The sequence below is a fragment of the uncultured Algibacter sp. genome, from assembly GCF_963976535.1.
GTDB lineage: Bacteria > Bacteroidota > Bacteroidia > Flavobacteriales > Flavobacteriaceae > Algibacter_B.
Genome location: NZ_CAXBLF010000061.1, coordinates 1 through 18,009, shown reverse-complemented (window position 1 = coordinate 18,009; position 18,009 = coordinate 1). Strand labels below are relative to the sequence as shown.

Genomic DNA, 18,009 nt, shown 5'->3' with positions numbered 1-18,009 from the left:
AGAAGGGGATAAAAAAGTAGGCAGTCCCGATAGCTATCGGGATCAGTCGCAGTTTGTAGTTGATTGCGTTTTATTAAGAAAATTTAGTCCTTCGTTATAAAAATAGGTTTTTTATCTTACTCCTTTGCGTCTGCGAGAGAAAGAAATCATTTCAGCAAGAAAAATAAATGGATATGCTTCTAAAAACCCCAGATAGTTTAATTTTAAATAAAAACTCTTCATTGGAATTGATTACAACTGCGACTGAAAACTGCGACTGGAAACTTTTTTCCTATTGAAAAGTGAAATTAATAAAAACCCCACGCGTTCTCATGCCTGCAATGTTACTTGTCCAAGGGCTATTTGGGTCTTCATCTCTAACCAACTCATCATTAATTCCGAAAAGCCCACGAATTGACGGTGTGAACTTAAAGTTGTATAAATAAAAATCTATACCAAAACCTAGTTCGTAAAATATAGAGTTCTTGGTAGTTCTAAATTGCCCATTTTTGTTGTCCTCTGGATTGTTCTCATTACTTGAAAGGTTTAATGCCGTTGAAAACCCACCAACAATAAAAGGTTTAAAATTATTTACTCGTTTTGTAGAAATTTTTATTAATAACGGGATGTGAATGTAAGTAGATTTCACCTCCCTAACTAAGTCTGAAGCTTTTACATCAGGAACACCTTGAAACCACTCTTGGCTATAATATAACTCTCTTGTAGTAATTAATAAACCGGGTTCAAAACGTAAATCTATAAAGCTATTTATGCGCAAGTTCCCTATTAAACCCACATTAAAACCTGGGCTTCGCTTTACATAAATATCACGTAAATCGGTATTGTAGTCAAAATTGAAGTCATAATTACTAAACCCTAAAAAATAACCCCAACGTAATAATTTGTTATCCGTAGAACCGCGTCCTTGGTTGGCATCATAGGTCACTTTTTCTTTCTTAAAAAGCTGAGCGTTAGAAGTTTCAATGATGAATAAAAATGATATTAATGCAAAAAAGTATTTCATATGATTACTTAGATGATTTATAAATTGTTGCCACACCAAAAGTTTGTGGAAAATCTTCAACATTAATAAACCCAATTTTACGTAAAATATTGTTTAACGCTTCCCCATAAGGAAAAACGGATGCCGATTCGCATAAATATTTATAAGCACTTTTGTCTTTTGAAAAGGCTCTTCCAATTAGCGGTAATATATTTTTTGTATAGAAATTGTATCCTTGTTTATAAGGCGCTTTATCGGGCATTGATGTTTCTAAAATAACAAAGACGCCGTTTGGTTTTAGTACTCTGTAAATTTCTTTTAGGCCATTTTCTAAGGTTTCAAAGTTACGTACACCAAATGCAACTGTTATGGCATCAAAGGCATTGTCTTCAAAAGGCATATTTTCAGAATCACCTAAAACCATTTCTATTTTAGACTCTAAACTTTTATTTTTAATTTTTTCTTTACCAATATCTAGCATGCCACTACTAATATCTAAGCCAACAATTTTACTGGCATTAGTTTCTGCTAAATTAATTGCCAAATCACCGGTTCCGGTTGCAATATCTAAAATAGTATCTGGATTAGCTTCTTTAACTATGTTAACCACTTTTTTTCGCCATTTAATATCAATTCCAAAAGAAATTACTCGATTTAATCCATCGTAATCTTCAGAAATAGTATCAAACATTTTAGTAACCTGCTCTTTTTTACCTAAATCGCTGTTTTTGTATGGCTTTACTTTTGACAAATCTTAAAAATTTTGATGCAAACATACTCAATATATTTTTACTTTATAATATCAAACAAAGTCAAAATATGTTGAATATGTTATCCGATTCAAAAATATAATAATAAGCGCATTAGAGGAAAAGATAAACTTTTAGAAAAGCTTTACATAATTAGATTTCTAATTATTATATTCAATCAATTTTGATAAGCAATATTTATTTTATAGTATATTTGTTCTGAGTACATGACAAAAATTGATAATATATCGGATGTCAATCTGAGCGCAGTCGAAGACATTGGAAATATCGTATTCAAAAGCATTTCGACTGCGCTCAATGTGACACTTTTATATTTTTGTCATGTACTAATATATTTGTTATACTTTTTATGATAGTTAAACAATGAAAATAATTATTGCAGGTGCTGGTGAAGTTGGATTTCATTTGGCAAAATTATTGTCTTACGAATCTCAAGAAATAACCTTAATTGATCCAAATAAAAAAAGTTTAGCATACGCCAATACCCATTTAGATATTAGAGTTGTAAAGGGAGATGCTACATCTATTGCTATTTTAAAAGAAGCGCGTGTTGATTCATGCGAATTATTTATAGCGGTTACATCAAGCGAAACTACTAATATTACAGTATGTGTTTTGGCGAAACAACTAGGAGCCCAAAAAACCATTGCAAGAATTTCTAATACCGAATTTATCCATTATAAAGATGAAGTTGGATTTACAAAATTTGGTATTGATGAGTTGATTTCACCAGAAGCTCTAGCAGCATCAGAAATTGAGTTGTCATTAAAACAATCGTCCTTTAATGAAAATTACGAGTTCGAGGATGGTGCACTTACTATGGCTGGTTTAACACTTTCTAGGTCGGCATCTTTTGTTGGGAAAACCGTGAAAGAAGCAGCCGATATTTTTCCAGAAATACATTTTGTTCCTATTGCAATTCAACGTTTTGGTACTCAATATACTATAATTCCTAGAGGAGATACTAAGTTTAAACGCGGTGATAATGTAGTGTTTATAACATCAGAAGGTGGTGCGGATGAGCTTTGTAGACTTACAGGTAAAGTTAATAGAGATATTAAAAATGTGATGATTTTGGGTGGGAGCCAAATAGCGTATAAAACATCTAAGGACTTAAGTGAGAAAGGGTTAAATGTAAAGCTATTAGAAGGAAATAGAGATCGCGCATTTGAAATTGCAGAAGAATTAACAAAGGTGCTGGTTATTAATAGTGATGGTCGAAATGTAGATTTACTTGATGAAGAAAATATTGGTGAAATGGATGCCTTTATTGCTGTTGGAGCCAATTCTGAAACAAATATTATGTCTTGTTTAGTCGCTAGGTCTAAAGGTGTTAAAAAAACCATAGCTTTGGTTGAAAATATGGACTATTTTGACTTGTCACATTCTATTGGAATTGATACTTTAATAAATAAAAAACTATTAGCAGCAAATAATATTTTTAGATACATACGTAGGGGCGAAGTCGTTGCCATGACTAAGCTTAGTAATTTAAACGCTGAGCTATTAGAGTTTGAGGTAAAGGGAACCTCTGCTGTTTGTAATAAAATAATTAAATCTATAGATTTTCCTAGAACAGCAATTATTGGAGGGGTTATTAGAAACGGGGTAGGCATGATAGCACTAGGTAGTTTTAAAATTCAAGAGGGTGATCGTGTTGTAGTATGTTGTTTGCTGAAATCGATAAAACGCGTTGAAAAATTATTTCTTTAAAATCTTAGAGTTTGTTTAAGAATTTATGATTAGAATTTTTATAGGCTATTTTTGATGTAGTATGAGGCAAAATTTTTAAGCATAGCCTAGTTACGGTTCAAAATTTTAACAAAATAATGCACAAAAAGAGGCATAAAAAAATAATTAACGAAATCTTAAAACAGACTCTTAGAATCTAAACGGTTTAGCCATTGAAACTCAACTATAAAATTATTTTTCACTTTTTAGGATTACTACTGTTGTTTAATGGTGGTTTTATGTTGCTATCCGCACTTGTAAGTTTAATTTATAACGATGGCGTAACATTTCAAATATTTTTTGCAGGTATTATAACAGTACTTATTGGAGTTGTTGCCATGGTTTTTACTAGACGCCACAAAAAAGAAATAAATAGGCGCGAGGGTTATATTGTTGTAAGTTTTGGATGGATAATCATGTCATTATCTGGTACGCTACCTTATGTATTTACAGAAAGTATTCCTAGTTTTACAAACGCTTTTTTTGAAACCATGTCTGGTTATACCACAACTGGAGCCTCAATTTTAAATGATATTGAAGCGGTGCCAAAAGGCGTCTTGTTTTGGCGTAGTTTAACCCATTGGATTGGTGGCATGGGCATTATAGTGTTAGCCATAGCTATTTTACCATTACTGGGAATTGGAGGCATGCAACTTTTTGCAGCCGAAGCTCCAGGACCAAGTACCGATAAGTTGCATCCTAGAATTACAGATACAGCAAAGCGTTTATGGCTTATTTATTTTGGATACACAGCGGCAGAAACTTTACTTTTAAATGTTGCTGGTATGTCTTTTTTTGATGCTATTAATCACTCATTGTGTACGCTTTCAACTGGAGGTTTTTCTACTAAAAATGCCAGTGTTGCTTATTGGAATGGGCAACCTATAATACAATATATCATCATAGTGTTTATGTTTTTGGCAGGGACTAACTTTGTACTCAGTTATTTTGCTTTTAAGGGAAGAATTCAAAAAATAATCCAAGACGAAGAGTTTAAGTTATACTTTAAGTTTATTGCTACATTTACTATCATTGCCGCTGTAATTATTTATTTTCGAGCAGATATAAGTCAATCTTCAATTGCGCATCCAATGGTTTGGGGAGAAGCTGAAAGCGCATTTAGGCATGGGTTGTTTCAAGTATTGTCTGTTATTACTACAACAGGTTTTGTTACCGCAGATTACACATTATGGACTCCCTTTTTGATGGTTTTATTTTTCGGTCTTATGTTTTTGGGCGGATCAGCAGGAAGTACCGCGGGTGGTGTAAAAGTAGTACGTCATTTAATATTGATTAAAAATAGTTTTTTAGAGTTTAAACGCACATTGCATCCAAATGCAATTATACCAGTTCGTTACAACAAGAAAGCTATTAATAGATTTATTGTTTTTAATGTTTTAGCATTTTTTATTTTATATATGCTATCATTTATAATAGGTGCCTTGGTGTTTTCTATGTTTGAAATTGATTTTAAATCGTCAATTGGTTTAGCGGCATCTACTTTAGGAAATGTTGGCCCTGCATTAGGAGATTTTGGACCTGTAAATAATTACTCAGCATTACCACCTTTAGCACAATGGTGGGCCTCCTTTTTAATGCTTATTGGACGTTTAGAGCTCTTTACGGTACTTATTTTATTTACACCTTTTTTCTGGCGAAATAGATAATCCTTTTTTTATTCCCGTGAAGACGGGAATCTCATAAAATGAAGTTTGAAACTTAATCATTTGGGCGTTACCGCAAGGGTCGCGCTTTACACTACAAGTCCTCGCTCGTGCCTCGCTGTGGGCTTTCCATTGCAATCGCTAACGCGGGTGTGTCTGCAAAGTTTCTTGTTTTTTAATGGTATCATGTTAATTTTTGAAAATTTATCTTCAATATTGTTGAGATTTGCTTATTGGGTACGGCACTCGTTATAAAACGAGCGCTAGCTGGGAATTTTTTTAAAGTGTTGTGCAACAGTTACCGTTATTATTATACTCAGTTTTTATTTTTTAAAATATTCAGTTCTCCGAAATCAACATCAAGTAAATTTTCTTGGTCGATGGAGAATCCTAATATTTCTCTTTTTGAATTAAAGTTAAAAGTTAAAAACCCATTAGGAACCCGAATGTCATTCCAGTCTATTTTAAAAGTATCAAAATGCCTATGTTCCAATTTTCCTTTGAATACTTGTGAATGAGAAAATGAAATTTCTAATCCACCGCTCTCAGTATAATTTATCAAAATGTCTCCATACATTTTGTCGCTGTATTTTCCAGCGTATTTTTGAATTTCCAATGAAGGTTTTGTTTTAGGGGTTTTAGAAATTTGAATAGGGGCTTCTTTTTTCTTTTTTAAATTTTGGTTTCTATAATCCATTACCCTAGAATATATGTTATATGACTTATCATTGAAAAGCTTCTCTAATATTTTAGCAGTCAATAAAAATGCGGCAGGCTCTTTTGAGGCATTGGTAAGTATTACAAAACCTAAATTCATATCTTTTATCATAACAAGGTTAGCAGACATGCCATCAATACCTCCACTATGTTCAATTATCTTATGTCCATTTTTTGGCGTTAGCCACCAGCCAAATCCATAAGACGTGAATTCATTGTAAAACGGAGTACCACCTATAGGATAAATAATTTGAGGTTTAAAAATTTCATTAATTATTTTCGGACTTACAATGGTATCATTACCAATGGCTCCATTATTCAGCAAGAGTCTCATGTAACTCGACATTTCAACGGCTGATGAATAGATAAAACCTCCAGGAGCAAGATTATCTCCTTTTTCTTGAATTATTGCAACTTTTTTGTAATCTTCATTCCAAATATGCGGTTGTGCTAGATTCCTATTGGATTCCCTTTCTATTGATAATGATGTGCTGTTGTTCATTTTTAACTTATCAAATACTCTTGCTTTAAGGAAATTATCCCATGATATTCCAGAAACTGTTTTCACTATTTCTGAAGCAACAACATACATTACATTTTGATATGCTGGCTTTTCTCTATAGGTAGACACAGGTTCTAAATATTTGAGACGTTTTATTATTTCTTTTCTTGAATAATCTGAATGATACCAAAGTGTTCCACCACTAACATCTTTCAGCCCGCTTCTATGGGTTAGTAAATCTCTAATTGAAAAATTGTCTGTTACATAAGGAGCGTATAATTCAAAATAGGGTAGATACTCTTTAACTTTATCATCCCAATCAATTTTCCCCTCATCTACTAAAATTCCCAACGTTAAAGCTGTAAATGATTTAGAAATTGAACCTATTCCAAAAATTGTATTTTCATCAACTTTTCTTTCTTTATGTATTTCCAAGTTTCCATATCCTTTGGTAAATATTATGGAATCATTCCTAACAATACCTATCGAAAGTCCGGGTATTTCAAAGTCTTTTATTATTTGGCGAATTTGTAAATCAAGTGAATCTAATTGTATTTGTTGAGAGAATGAATTAGAAAACAATAATAATCCAATTATTGAAAAGAAGTATATTTTGATTTTCATTTTCATTTTTTTGTAATTGAGTATATCTTTAATGATATGAGTTTGTTTTAATGACTTATATCAGACGATAAGCGAATTTAGAATTTTAAAGGTTTAGAATCAAGTTAAATTGTAAGAAGTATTTGCAAAATTTATATAAGGTGTGTTTAGTGCATGACAAAAATTTAGAATATAAACAGCTTTATTTTAGTGCTTTAGGCTTTATTTGTTGCTCAGACCTCACAGGTTTTTAAAACCTGTGAGGTGGGGTGTCAAATTTGTGCGTATTGATAAAAAATTGTTCGGTCTGTTTTTTAAACTTTTTCGGTGTTTAAAAACCTAAAAAGTTAGTAAAATAAAGACTTTAGGTCATTTTTAAATTCATTATTGAAGATAAAAAAAGAGAACGAAATTTTAAATTTTAGATACTTCAAATTTGACATCCCACCTGTGAGGTCTTCGTTATCCCAAAAACTGATGGTTGTTTATTTCTCAAAATTAGTTTTTGTAAGGTGCTTAGAGAAAAAATTTATTAACTAAAAAAGCCACTAAATTAATTAGTGGCTTTCTTAAAATTTATAATTGTTTTGTATTTCTAACTCACAACCTCTTTTATGCGTTTAATAGCTTCAATAATTTGTTCTTGCGAAGCAGCGTAAGAAATTCTAATACAATCTGGGTTTCCAAAAGCTGCACCTGTAACAGTAGCTACTAGAGCTTCTTCTAATAAATACAGCGAAAAATCAGTAGCATTATTTATGGTTTTACCTCGTAATGTTTTTCCAAAGTAATGTGTCACATTTGGAAACACATAAAAAGCACCTTCTGGAGTATTGGTTTTAAAGCCTTCAACATTGTTTAATAAATCTAAAATTAAATCACGACGTACTTTAAACTCGTCAATCATGAATTGAACACGAGAAGGTGATGCATTTAAAGCTGTAATTACTGCACGTTGCGCAATACAGTTTGCACCACTAGTAATTTGACCTTGCATTTTGTTACAAGCTCTTGCTATCTTTTCAGGGGCACCAATATAACCAATACGCCACCCCGTCATAGCAAAGGCTTTTGAAACGCCGTTAACAGTTATAGTACGGTCGTACATATCTTCAAATTGTGCCATACTTGCATGGGCACCTGCATAGTTAATGTGCTCATAGATTTCATCAGATAGCACATAAATATTAGGATGCTTCACTAAAACATCTGCCAATCCTCTTAATTCTTCTTTACTATAAATAGACCCACTTGGGTTGCAAGGCGAGCTAAACCACATCATTTTTGTGTTTGGTGTAATAGCTGCTTCCAACTGCGCTGGTGTCATTTTAAAATCTGTAGCAATTGAGGTTTTAACTTCAACAGGAACACCATCATTTAACTTTACTATATCAGAATAACTTACCCAATATGGGCACGGTAAAATAACCTCGTCTCCTTTATTAAGCATTACTGCAGCAACATTTGCTAAAGATTGTTTAGCGCCTGTAGATACTACAATTTGTGGCAGCGTATACGATAACCCATTATCACGCTTAAATTTAGTAATTACAGACTGTTTAAGCTCTACATACCCATCAACTGGTGAATAGGAGTTGTAGTTTTCATTAATGGCTTGTATAGCGGCTTCTTTAATAAAATCAGGAGTATTAAAATCCGGTTCCCCTAAACTTAAGCCAATAATATCTTTTCCTTCGCCTCTAAGTTCTCTTGCTTTTGCTGCCATTGCTAGAGTAGCAGACGTAGCCATGTTTAAAATTCTATCAGATAGTAATTGCATTTTTGGTTGTTTGTTTGGTCAGTGTAAGTGTAATTTTAGGCTAAACTAGGTTTTTGTCCTAGCATTTTTAATTGATTGTAATGTTCGGCAACAGCTTGCCAAAATGTACGGTATTCATTATAAGGTAAGCTGAATTCTTGGGCAGTTTCCTTAACTATTTTAGCGATTTTACTATAATGCACATGGCTAATATTAGCAAATAAATGGTGTTCTACCTGTCTGTTTAATCCGCCAGTATAAAATTCTGCTAACCAACTTTTTGGTGAAAAATTTGATGTAGTAAACAATTGATGAATAGCCCAAGTGTTTTTCATGTTTCCTTCCTTATCTGGTAACGGCATTTGTGTATTAGGCATAACGTGTGCTAACTGAAATACAACACTTAAGATGATTCCTGCTGTATAATGCATCACTATAAATCCAATTAAAACTTCCCACCATGCAAAACCTAGTGATATTGGTAATACAACCCATAAAGAATAATATACAATTTTGCCAATAATTAATTTAGTCCACTGTGTAGCAGGAGATGGCAATTTCCCATAAGCCAATTTTCTTTTAAGGTATTTGTATGTTTGTATAAAATCGGTAGTAATAGCCCAATTCGCAGTTAATAATCCATATAAAAAGAAAGCGTAATATTTTTGATATTTATGGATTTTAAGCCATTTTGTGTGTTTGGAAAACCTAATAATTCTACCAGCATCAATGTCTTCATCATGCCCTTGAATATTAGTGTATGTATGATGTAATACATTGTGTTGTACTTTCCAGTTGTAATCGTTGCCAGCTAAAATGTATATGCTGCTCCCCATTAATTTGTTAACCCATTTTTTGCTTGAAAAAGAGCCATGGTTTGCATCGTGCATAACATTCATACCAACACCAGCCATACCAATTCCAACAATTACCATACCTAGTATTTGCGTCCAAGCAGGTAAATCTAAGGTTAAAATTAAGACAGCAGGAACGATTAATAAGGAGAACATCACAATAGCTTTTGTGTATAGTTTCCAGTTTCCGGTACGCTTTAAGTTGTTTTCTTTAAAATAGTCGTTTACACGTTTGTTAAGTGTTTTAAAAAACCTTGCGGAGTCTTTTCTAGAAAACGAAAGTGCTTGTTTTGTCATGCTTATTAATTTTAATATGATAAATAATAAAAATTGCTTGTCATACCTGTGGCAAAGATAAGTATAAACCAATTGAAGTAATAACGTTTTTTTGTAAAAATATGTACATAAAAAGTATATTTTTGTTGAAAATTTAACAAAAATGCAACTTATTTTAAAGTACTTTCCTAACCTTACGGAAGACCAAATACAGAAATTTGAACAACTTGAATCCTTATATAAAGATTGGAATTTGAAAATTAATGTAGTGTCTCGAAAGGATATTGATGAGTTGTATGTACGTCATGTACTTCATTCTTTAGGTATAGCCAAAGTGATAAATTTTAAAGATGGAAGTAAACTTCTTGATGTTGGTACTGGTGGAGGATTTCCAGGAATCCCTTTAGCTATTTTGTTTCCAGAATGTTCGTTTCATCTAGTAGATAGTATTGCTAAAAAATTAAAAGTGGTTGAAGAGGTTGTTGCTGGTTTAGGATTAACTAACGTGAAAACATCGCATAGTAGAGTAGAGGATATTGACGGTAATTATGATTTTATTGTAAGTAGAGCAGTTGCTGCAATGCCTACTTTTGTGCATTGGGTAAAAGGTAAAATAGCCAAACAACAAAATCATGATCTTAAAAATGGTATTCTATATTTAAAAGGAGGTGATTTATCAGAAGAACTGCGGGATTATAAAACCGCAACAATTTATAATTTAAGTGATTATTTTTCAGAAGACTTCTATGAAACCAAAAAAGTAGTACATCTTCCTATGAAATTTAGAGGGTAGTTTTTTATTGAGTGAACTAGTTTAACTAACTGCTGATGATTTTCAAAAATAAGTGTAAAATGAAGTTGAAAACCAATAAGTGTTTTTGAAAAGATTCATGTCTTTATCATTATCTAATTATATAGCCCAACCAACTTATTAATATTATTGTTAAAATAATAATACTGATTCTGAAACCAGAACGTATCAGTATATTGCTCAATAGTTTTTAAATCTTCTCCTATTTCTAGTATAGCATTTGCTTTTTCAAAATATAGTTTCGCATTATTAGGGTCATTAACTTTGTTATATGCAATTGCAAGACCTAAATAAGCATCAAAATCAGTAACGTCAAATTTAACGGCTTGAGAAAAATCAGAAATTGCTTTTAAATATTTACCTAAAAATAAATTCGATGTGCCTTTATAAAAATATGCATACTCGTTTTTTTTATTCAGATATAATGAAGTCATAAAATCATTATTTGCTTCTTGATAAAACTTTAAATCCATCAAAAGTTTCCCTCTATTATAAAAATTTTCAGCATTCGGTTTAATTAAAATAATTGATGAATAATCTTCTATAGCATTCATATAATTACCTAATGATTCATAAGTTAATGCTCTCATTAATAGTGATTTGTATATAAATATTTTTGGATATAAATAGTCGTGTTTGTAGCGGTAATTTTGTATTGGACTATTAAAATAATTATGAATATGTGAGGGTTTTAAAATTTAGAAGGTAATTATTCCAATTTAACTAATGCATTTATAGCATTATTGAAATAAAAATATTGATTGTGAAACCAATAGGTGTTATTGTATTGCTCAATTGTTGACACTTTTTTGCTAGGGATAAGTATCGCATTCGCTTTATTAAAGTTCAATTTGGCATTAACCGTATCATTAACCTTTAATTGTGCTATGGCAAGTCCTAAATACGCATCAAAATCCATAGTATCAAATTTTATGGCTTCTGAAAAATCAGAAATAGCATCATTAAATTTGCCAATAAATAGATTTGAAGCACCTCTATAAAAATGAGCAAAAGCATTGTTTTTGTTGAGTCTTATAGATTTTGTTAAATCTACGTTGGCGTCTTGGTAATATCTAATATCCATTAAAAAAACACCTCTATTGTAGTAATTATTTGAGCTAGGTTCAATCAAAATAGCGGTAGAATAATCATTTAACGCCTTTGTAAATTGTTCCATGGCTTTGTAAGCCGAGGCTCTAAGTATGTATGTGTTATAATTATCGGGAACCTGTTTAATAACAGCTGTGAAATCTTTAATAGCATTTTCGTATTCTTCTAAATCAAGCTTCACACAAGCCAAACTATAAAGGGCATCAATAAAAGTTTTATCAAGCATAACTGCTTTGGCATAATCTTCTTTTGCTCCAGAAAAATCTTTTAAACTGTATCTGGAATTACCTCTATTAAAATAAGTATCGGCATCAGGTTCTTCAACTATAATTTTTGAATAATCAACAATTGCTCCACGGTAATCACCTAAGTCGTTTTTTGCAATTGCTCTATAAAAGTAAGCATCTAAGTTTTTGGGCTCTAATTCAATAACTTGAGTGAATAATGATACTTTTTCACTTAAGTTATTGGTTCTTGTAGCTTGCCTAAATATTTTTTTTGCTTGTCCGAAACCAAATATCGGACATATAATAAGTAATAGAATAATATTTTTTTTCATAGTTTATAAGCAACAAATAATATGCCGTTTTAAAAAAATAAAGTTAGCAATATTTATAATACATTTTAATTTTAGTGTATTATCTTTTAAAAGGTGTTACATCTATTAACTTTTTATGTAGCAAATAAGCTTCGTAACTCGGATAAATATATGTTTATACTTACAAGAATATATTTTTTATTGCATTTAATCGAATAAATTAGCTGAATAACGATAAAATTTATTATGTTTACCGCAGCACCTATTAATAGGTTGTTAGTCTCTCAAGTATTTAATACCCCAAATTGTTAAAAAATATGAGAAGAGTACTACCTATCAATCTTTTTCAAATTACATTTTTTGTAATCATTTCGCTATTTGGCTTAACTAGTAATGCTCAGGTAATGCAAGTTGAAGTAATTGGTGGATCTGTTATAACCCAAGGATCAACTATTACAATTAATGCAGGTAATAGTTTAGATTTTAGAATTACAAACGTAGAAGGGGGTAATTGTAAGAACTTAAGAATAAAAGATGTAGATATATTTAATACTACAGATTTTGATATTACTCCAAATAATCCTAAAAAAAGCATAAAACCTGCCAGCTGCCGTGGTGGGAAGAAATTTCTTGATTTTGAAATTGAAAATATTAGCCCGAGTTGTACTTCTACGAGTACTTTAGTTACTATAGAAATAAAAAACCAAGCAGATTTTACATTTACACTAGAGGTGAATTCTTCACCAGAAATTTATGTTTTAGGAGGAAGTCCATACGCAGACATTTATGATGGAGATACAACAACTTCTGACGTTAATGGGACTTACTTTGGTATAGTAGATGAAGGTGCCTCTGTAACTAGGAGATATGTAATTGCTAATATAGGGAGTTGTAATTTGGATATTTCATCGCTTTCAAGTTCTAATGGAGATTTTATAACAACATCTCCATATCCCATTCCTTGGTCAAACATTGTTCCTTATGGAGCAATAGTTTTTGATGTAAGCTTTACAGGTCCATTGACTGGAACGGGAACACAATCAGCAGTTATAAGTATTGGAAATACAGACAATACTACGTTTACATTTACGGTATCAGCAGAAATGTTTAATGAAAATATTCCAGGACCTGGAGGAATAACTTCAAACTTTAAGTTGTGGTTAAAATCTACACGTGGAATAGTAACATCAGGTTCAAGCCTTACAGATTGGTTTGATTTAGGAACCAATGGCAAAGATGCTACCACAGTTTCAGGCAAAGAGCCTACTTATTTGGATGCCGCCGCTGATAACATTAATTACAATCCGGTTGTGAAATTTGAGAATGATGGTGCTTCTATAGAGCAATATATGTTCAATAGTGATTCTCCTATTAGTGGCTTTTACAACCATGATATTTTTATAGTTATGATTCCAGATGCTACAATGACAAGCGCATCCTCCAGAAACACAATTTTTGCTGGAATAGATTCAGGTAGTGCGGGTGATATGACTGGGGTTGGATTTGGAGATTATTCTTCAGAATTTACTAATGAGACCTTGTCTTATAATCAAGATATTCCTACTGGAGGAAGCTATAATGGAGATGCTGAAATTAGTTCTTCATATTCTAATGCCGGAATCATTAATGTTAGGAATGATTTAGCTGTATCACCAACTAAACAAGATATTCTATATAATTCTAATGTTTTAACTACTTCCAATGTATCTGATGTTGCCTTTACTAATATTGTGGGAAGTGAATATTGGATAGGTAGAAATTATGATGTACAAGGAAGTTTAAATGGACGGGTAGCAGAGGTGTTTACATTTGCTGAACGTTTAAGTGATGCTGATAGACAAAAAGTAGAATCTTATTTAGCCATAAAATATGGTATTACTTTAGGAGCTTCAACCGAAGCTCAGAAAGATTATATTAATTCGTTTAACACATCTGTATGGGATATTTCAGCAAACTCGGGTTACAATTATCATGTAGCGGGTATTGGCAAAGATTCTATTTCAGATTTAAATCAAAAACAATCAAAAACCTTAAACCTTTTAAATGAAGTTTGCATTGGTTTAGGCGGTGTCTATACAACCAATAGCGCTAATACAAATGAGTTTGGAAAAGATGGCGATTTTTTGGTTTGGGGTAATGATAATGGTGCGTTTACAGGAACTAATACAAACATGGTTACCATAGCATCAGGTATTACCACCTCATTAACTCGTATCGATAGAAAATGGAAAATAGTTGAATCTAATGAAGATGTAAACGGAGATGTAGAAACTGTTTATATATCTATTCCTTCGGCTGCTTTTAGTGGTTTTACAAAAACATCAATAGAGGAGTATGCTTTGATAGTATCTGATGGCCCCAACTTTGCGGATGGAGATATTATAGATGTTATTCCGCTTAGATCTGAAGACGGAGGAGTCAATTTTCAAACTTGGTATGACTTTGATGATACAAAATATTTTACATTTGGTAAAACGTCAAAATTAACCGAAAATAATTCTGTGAGTATAGCTCCAGGTGACTTTTTAGTGGGTGAGAATAGTCTTAACTTAAATGTAGATAATTTTACAATTTCAGCATGGATTAAATGTGCGACTAATGCTAGTGTTAGAACTATAATGGCAAAAGGCGAAAAACTTCAAATTAGATTAAATAGTACGGGGAATATTGAAGTGTTTATAGATGATATAGTAACCCCTAAATATACTTCAATTATGGTTGTGGATGACGGTAAATGGCATCAAACAACATTTGTATATGATAGCGGAACTATATTATTGTATGTAGACGGCGTTCTTGATAAATCTGTGCAAGATGTTGTGCATCCTTCACCAAACTTTAATCATTTTTGTGTTGGAGCCCTTTACATTGATAAACACAGTATTATAAATCCACTTTTAGGTGAAATTGACGAGGTGTATGTATGGGATTTAGCCCTTTCTCAAGATCAAATACGTTTTTTAATGAATCAAGAAGTGGAGCGATTTGATATTGCGGGAACCGATTACGTTGATGGCAAAATATTACCTCAAGCTTCGGCTAGTAATGAAATAGCCTCAATACCTTGGAGTAGTTTAAGAGTGTATTATGATTTTAATTCATTTTATGGCTCTACTATTGAAGGTTTAACAGATGACCGATATTTTTTAAAACTTAAATATTTAGATAAGGATAAATCTTTTGTTGATGCACAAACTACGCCATTACCATACATTTCTGCAGCAAATGGGGATTGGGATACAGCGGCTACATGGAGTAATAGTGCAGATCAGATTATACCCAATTCATTAAGTTTAGATGGGACAACCATTATTGATTGGAATATTGTAGAAACGTCTCATGACATCGCATCAGGCGATAGAGATATTTCACTTTTGGGATTAATACAAACTGATGGAATCATTACAATAGCAGACCCTGCAGGGTTTCAAGATGAAACAAATTCAGGACAAGGCTTAACTATTTCGCATTATTTAGAATTGGATGGTATTATTGATTTAGTTGGCGAATCTCAATTAATTCAACAAGAAGGAAGTATTCTTGATGCTGATAGTGGAGGATTTATTGAAAGAGACCAGCAGGGTACCGCCAATGGCTATAATTATAATTATTGGTCTTCATCAGTAGGTCTCGCAAGCGGTAATAAAGCCACCAGAGGAACAGGAATTTCCTCTACAAATATTAATTATTCGATAAGAGATGTATTAAATGACGGAACCTTATCTGCATTTTACCAGAGTCTATTATATAATACATCTCCTGATGGAAGCGGAACTGTACCACCGCCAGGTTTTGCAAAAACAATCAGTACATATTGGACGTATAAATTTTATGGTACAGCTAACGATTATTACGCTTGGGCAAAGATTGATGAAACCACTTCTTTAGCGGCAGGAGAAGGTTTTACTATGAAAGGACCAGCGGGTTCTGTGCCAATTTCGACCTTACAAAATTATGTATTTCAAGGATTACCTAATAACGGCGATATTACCTTAGCATTAGATAAGTCTTCAGGTGAGGTGGAGCGATTGATAGGAAATCCATATCCTTCTGCAATAGATGCCGAAGAATTTATTTTGGATAATATGAGTATTGCCGATGGCGGAAATAATGCAACCGGAACCATATTTAATGGTGCTTTATATTTTTGGGATCATTTTGGTGAACAAAACACCCATAATTTAGCGGGGTATGTTGGAGGTTATGCTACGAGAAATTTAACTGGCGGAGCTGTAGCCATTTCAAATGATGCTAGAATAAATAATAATTTAACTTCTGGAACAAAAGTGCCAGGGCAATATATTCCAGTAAATCAAGGATTCTTCGTATCGACATTAATCGATGGTTTTGATAATGATAACGGAACACCTTTGATAACAGTAGATGGAGGTGATATTGTTTTTAATAATAGCCAACGTGTTTTTGCAACTGAGGATGGCTCAACATCCATGTTTATGAAATCATCAAATATAAAAGGAAAAAATAGTGCTTCTAATCGAGATAATACACCTCGAATTAAACTAAAATATAGGTCTCCTAAAGGGTATCATAGACAGATAGTTTTAGGTGTTAATAAAAATGCTTCGCCTAATTTTGATATGGGATATGATGCCTTTATGGCCGATGTGAGTGAGGAAGATATGTATTGGTTTTTTAATGATAGCAAATTTGTAATCCAAGGTGTTGATAGATTTGATGAAACTCAAGAATTTTATTTAGGATTAGTAGTAAAAGAAGCCGGTATTATAAAAATTGAACTAGACATTATTGAAAATAGTGACAATATGTTACTTTTTATTAAAGATGGTTTAACAGGCGAAACCTATAATATTAATAATAATTCTTTTGATTTATTTTTAGACCCAGGAACATATAATGAACGGTTCTCACTTGTTTTTCAGAATAATGTACAATTAAGTACTGATGAGGTTAATGAAGCAATAAGCAATGTTTTAGTCTATTATGATACAAAATCATCTGAATTAAAAATAGTTAATAAAAAAGGTATCTATATTTCTGATATTAAGTTATTCAATATTTTAGGGCAAAAAGTTAAAGATTTAGAATTGAACTCTTCAAATAATGAATCTGTCTCTTTTGGTGTAAAAACAGGAGCTTATATTGTTAAATTATTTACAGAAAACGGATTTATTAACAAGAAAATAATTATTGAGTAAAATTGTGATTTTATAGCGTTCAAGATGTTGTTTATAAATCTGTAAATACTAATTTGCCTATATCATTATAATGCAAAAAGCAATTAGAGTTTTCTAATTGCTTTTTGCTATTTATAAGTAAATGATAAATTACTCCCCTAAAAACGGATATCTAAAATCTGTTGGTGTTACAAAATTTATATAGTAATAGTGTCAAGAAGTTGGGCGTTACCCTATCGGCTTAGGCTCATATCTTTACATTTATAAAAGATAGTAAGTTTAATGTTTTTTGTATTTCTAAGGGTAGAAAATCTCTTGGCACATCTTTGTATTTCTTCCAGTTCCATAAACCATCTGCAAAAAATGGTAACTTGGTAATAGCATTTGTATCTTTTTCCGCAAATACTAAAACATCGTTTATATAAGGTTTAAGTTTGACGTTGTATTCTTTTCTCTCTTTGAGCATCTTAAATGTCTATGTCATTTTAGTACATGACAAAAATATAAAAGTGTCACATTGAGCGCAGTCGAAATGC

The 18,009-nt window shown here is 32.0% G+C and carries 12 protein-coding genes; 4 read left to right on the top strand and 8 right to left on the bottom strand.

The genetic code is table 11. From position 1 onward, the window contains the following. Nucleotides 1-271: 271 nt before the first annotated feature. Both AAC024_RS13490 and ubiE read right to left on the bottom strand, forming a co-directional pair. Nucleotides 272-1,003: a porin family protein gene (locus AAC024_RS13490; RefSeq protein ID WP_339896012.1), complete on the bottom strand. Its 732-nt coding sequence runs from the start codon at nucleotides 1,001-1,003 to the stop codon at nucleotides 272-274. 4 nt (nucleotides 1,004-1,007) lie between these two features. Beyond that, entirely contained in the window at nucleotides 1,008-1,733 is a 726-nt protein-coding gene (ubiE, locus tag AAC024_RS13485) for a bifunctional demethylmenaquinone methyltransferase/2-methoxy-6-polyprenyl-1,4-benzoquinol methylase UbiE (RefSeq protein ID WP_339896011.1), read from the bottom strand. Between the two features lie 382 nt (nucleotides 1,734-2,115). Here ubiE and trkA point away from each other — a divergent pair, with 382 nt between their 5' ends. Both trkA and AAC024_RS13475 read left to right on the top strand, forming a co-directional pair. Continuing rightward, on the top strand, nucleotides 2,116-3,465 hold the full coding sequence (gene trkA / locus AAC024_RS13480) for a Trk system potassium transporter TrkA (protein WP_339896010.1): 1,350 nt from the start codon (nucleotides 2,116-2,118) through the stop codon (nucleotides 3,463-3,465). A 191-nt stretch (nucleotides 3,466-3,656) separates the two neighbouring features. Then, nucleotides 3,657-5,150, top strand: a complete 1,494-nt coding sequence (locus tag AAC024_RS13475; protein WP_339896009.1) for a potassium transporter TrkG — start codon at nucleotides 3,657-3,659, stop codon at nucleotides 5,148-5,150. 313 nt (nucleotides 5,151-5,463) lie between these two features. Here AAC024_RS13475 and AAC024_RS13470 read toward each other — a convergent pair whose 3' ends face one another. The 3 genes from AAC024_RS13470 to AAC024_RS13460 all read right to left on the bottom strand — a co-directional run bounded on the left by AAC024_RS13470 (nucleotide 5,464) and on the right by AAC024_RS13460 (nucleotide 9,879). Beyond that, nucleotides 5,464-6,990, bottom strand: coding sequence for a serine hydrolase (locus tag AAC024_RS13470; protein ID WP_339896008.1), 1,527 nt, complete (start codon nucleotides 6,988-6,990; stop codon nucleotides 5,464-5,466). A gap of 574 nt (nucleotides 6,991-7,564) precedes the next feature. Then, nucleotides 7,565-8,749, bottom strand: coding sequence for a pyridoxal phosphate-dependent aminotransferase (locus AAC024_RS13465; RefSeq protein ID WP_339896007.1), 1,185 nt, complete (start codon nucleotides 8,747-8,749; stop codon nucleotides 7,565-7,567). Between the two features lie 35 nt (nucleotides 8,750-8,784). After that, nucleotides 8,785-9,879, bottom strand: coding sequence for an acyl-CoA desaturase (locus AAC024_RS13460; protein WP_339896006.1), 1,095 nt, complete (start codon nucleotides 9,877-9,879; stop codon nucleotides 8,785-8,787). 142 nt (nucleotides 9,880-10,021) lie between these two features. Between AAC024_RS13460 and rsmG the strand changes: the two genes are divergently transcribed. Beyond that, nucleotides 10,022-10,651, top strand: a complete 630-nt coding sequence (gene rsmG / locus AAC024_RS13455) for a 16S rRNA (guanine(527)-N(7))-methyltransferase RsmG (RefSeq protein WP_339896005.1) — start codon at nucleotides 10,022-10,024, stop codon at nucleotides 10,649-10,651. Between the two features lie 113 nt (nucleotides 10,652-10,764). Here rsmG and AAC024_RS13450 read toward each other — a convergent pair whose 3' ends face one another. Then, a complete protein-coding gene (locus AAC024_RS13450; RefSeq protein WP_339896004.1) occupies nucleotides 10,765-11,259 on the bottom strand; it encodes a hypothetical protein in 495 nt (164 codons plus the stop codon). Between the two features lie 119 nt (nucleotides 11,260-11,378). Next, entirely contained in the window at nucleotides 11,379-12,338 is a 960-nt protein-coding gene (locus tag AAC024_RS13445; RefSeq protein ID WP_339896003.1) for a tetratricopeptide repeat protein, read from the bottom strand. A gap of 296 nt (nucleotides 12,339-12,634) precedes the next feature. On the opposite strand from AAC024_RS13445, the gene AAC024_RS13440 reads away from it, so the two are divergent. After that, a complete protein-coding gene (locus AAC024_RS13440) occupies nucleotides 12,635-17,494 on the top strand; it encodes a LamG-like jellyroll fold domain-containing protein (RefSeq protein WP_339896002.1) in 4,860 nt (1,619 codons plus the stop codon). 226 nt (nucleotides 17,495-17,720) lie between these two features. Here AAC024_RS13440 and AAC024_RS13435 read toward each other — a convergent pair whose 3' ends face one another. Then, nucleotides 17,721-17,939 (bottom strand): hypothetical protein, encoded by a 219-nt coding sequence (locus AAC024_RS13435; RefSeq protein WP_339896001.1) that lies wholly within the window; start codon nucleotides 17,937-17,939, stop codon nucleotides 17,721-17,723. Between the last annotated feature and the right edge of the window lie 70 nt (nucleotides 17,940-18,009).

Coding starts and splice junctions, on each gene's coding strand:
- AAC024_RS13490 (WP_339896012.1), bottom strand. CDS start 1,003: ATGAAATACTTTTTTGCATTAATATCATTTTTATTCATCATTGAAACT.
- AAC024_RS13470 (WP_339896008.1), bottom strand. CDS start 6,990: ATGAAAATCAAAATATACTTCTTTTCAATAATTGGATTATTATTGTTT.
- trkA (WP_339896010.1), top strand. CDS start 2,116: ATGAAAATAATTATTGCAGGTGCTGGTGAAGTTGGATTTCATTTGGCA.
- AAC024_RS13460 (WP_339896006.1), bottom strand. CDS start 9,879: ATGACAAAACAAGCACTTTCGTTTTCTAGAAAAGACTCCGCAAGGTTT.
- AAC024_RS13450 (WP_339896004.1), bottom strand. CDS start 11,259: ATGAGAGCATTAACTTATGAATCATTAGGTAATTATATGAATGCTATA.
- AAC024_RS13435 (WP_339896001.1), bottom strand. CDS start 17,939: ATGCTCAAAGAGAGAAAAGAATACAACGTCAAACTTAAACCTTATATA.
- AAC024_RS13445 (WP_339896003.1), bottom strand. CDS start 12,338: ATGAAAAAAAATATTATTCTATTACTTATTATATGTCCGATATTTGGT.
- rsmG (WP_339896005.1), top strand. CDS start 10,022: ATGCAACTTATTTTAAAGTACTTTCCTAACCTTACGGAAGACCAAATA.
- AAC024_RS13440 (WP_339896002.1), top strand. CDS start 12,635: ATGAGAAGAGTACTACCTATCAATCTTTTTCAAATTACATTTTTTGTA.
- AAC024_RS13465 (WP_339896007.1), bottom strand. CDS start 8,749: ATGCAATTACTATCTGATAGAATTTTAAACATGGCTACGTCTGCTACT.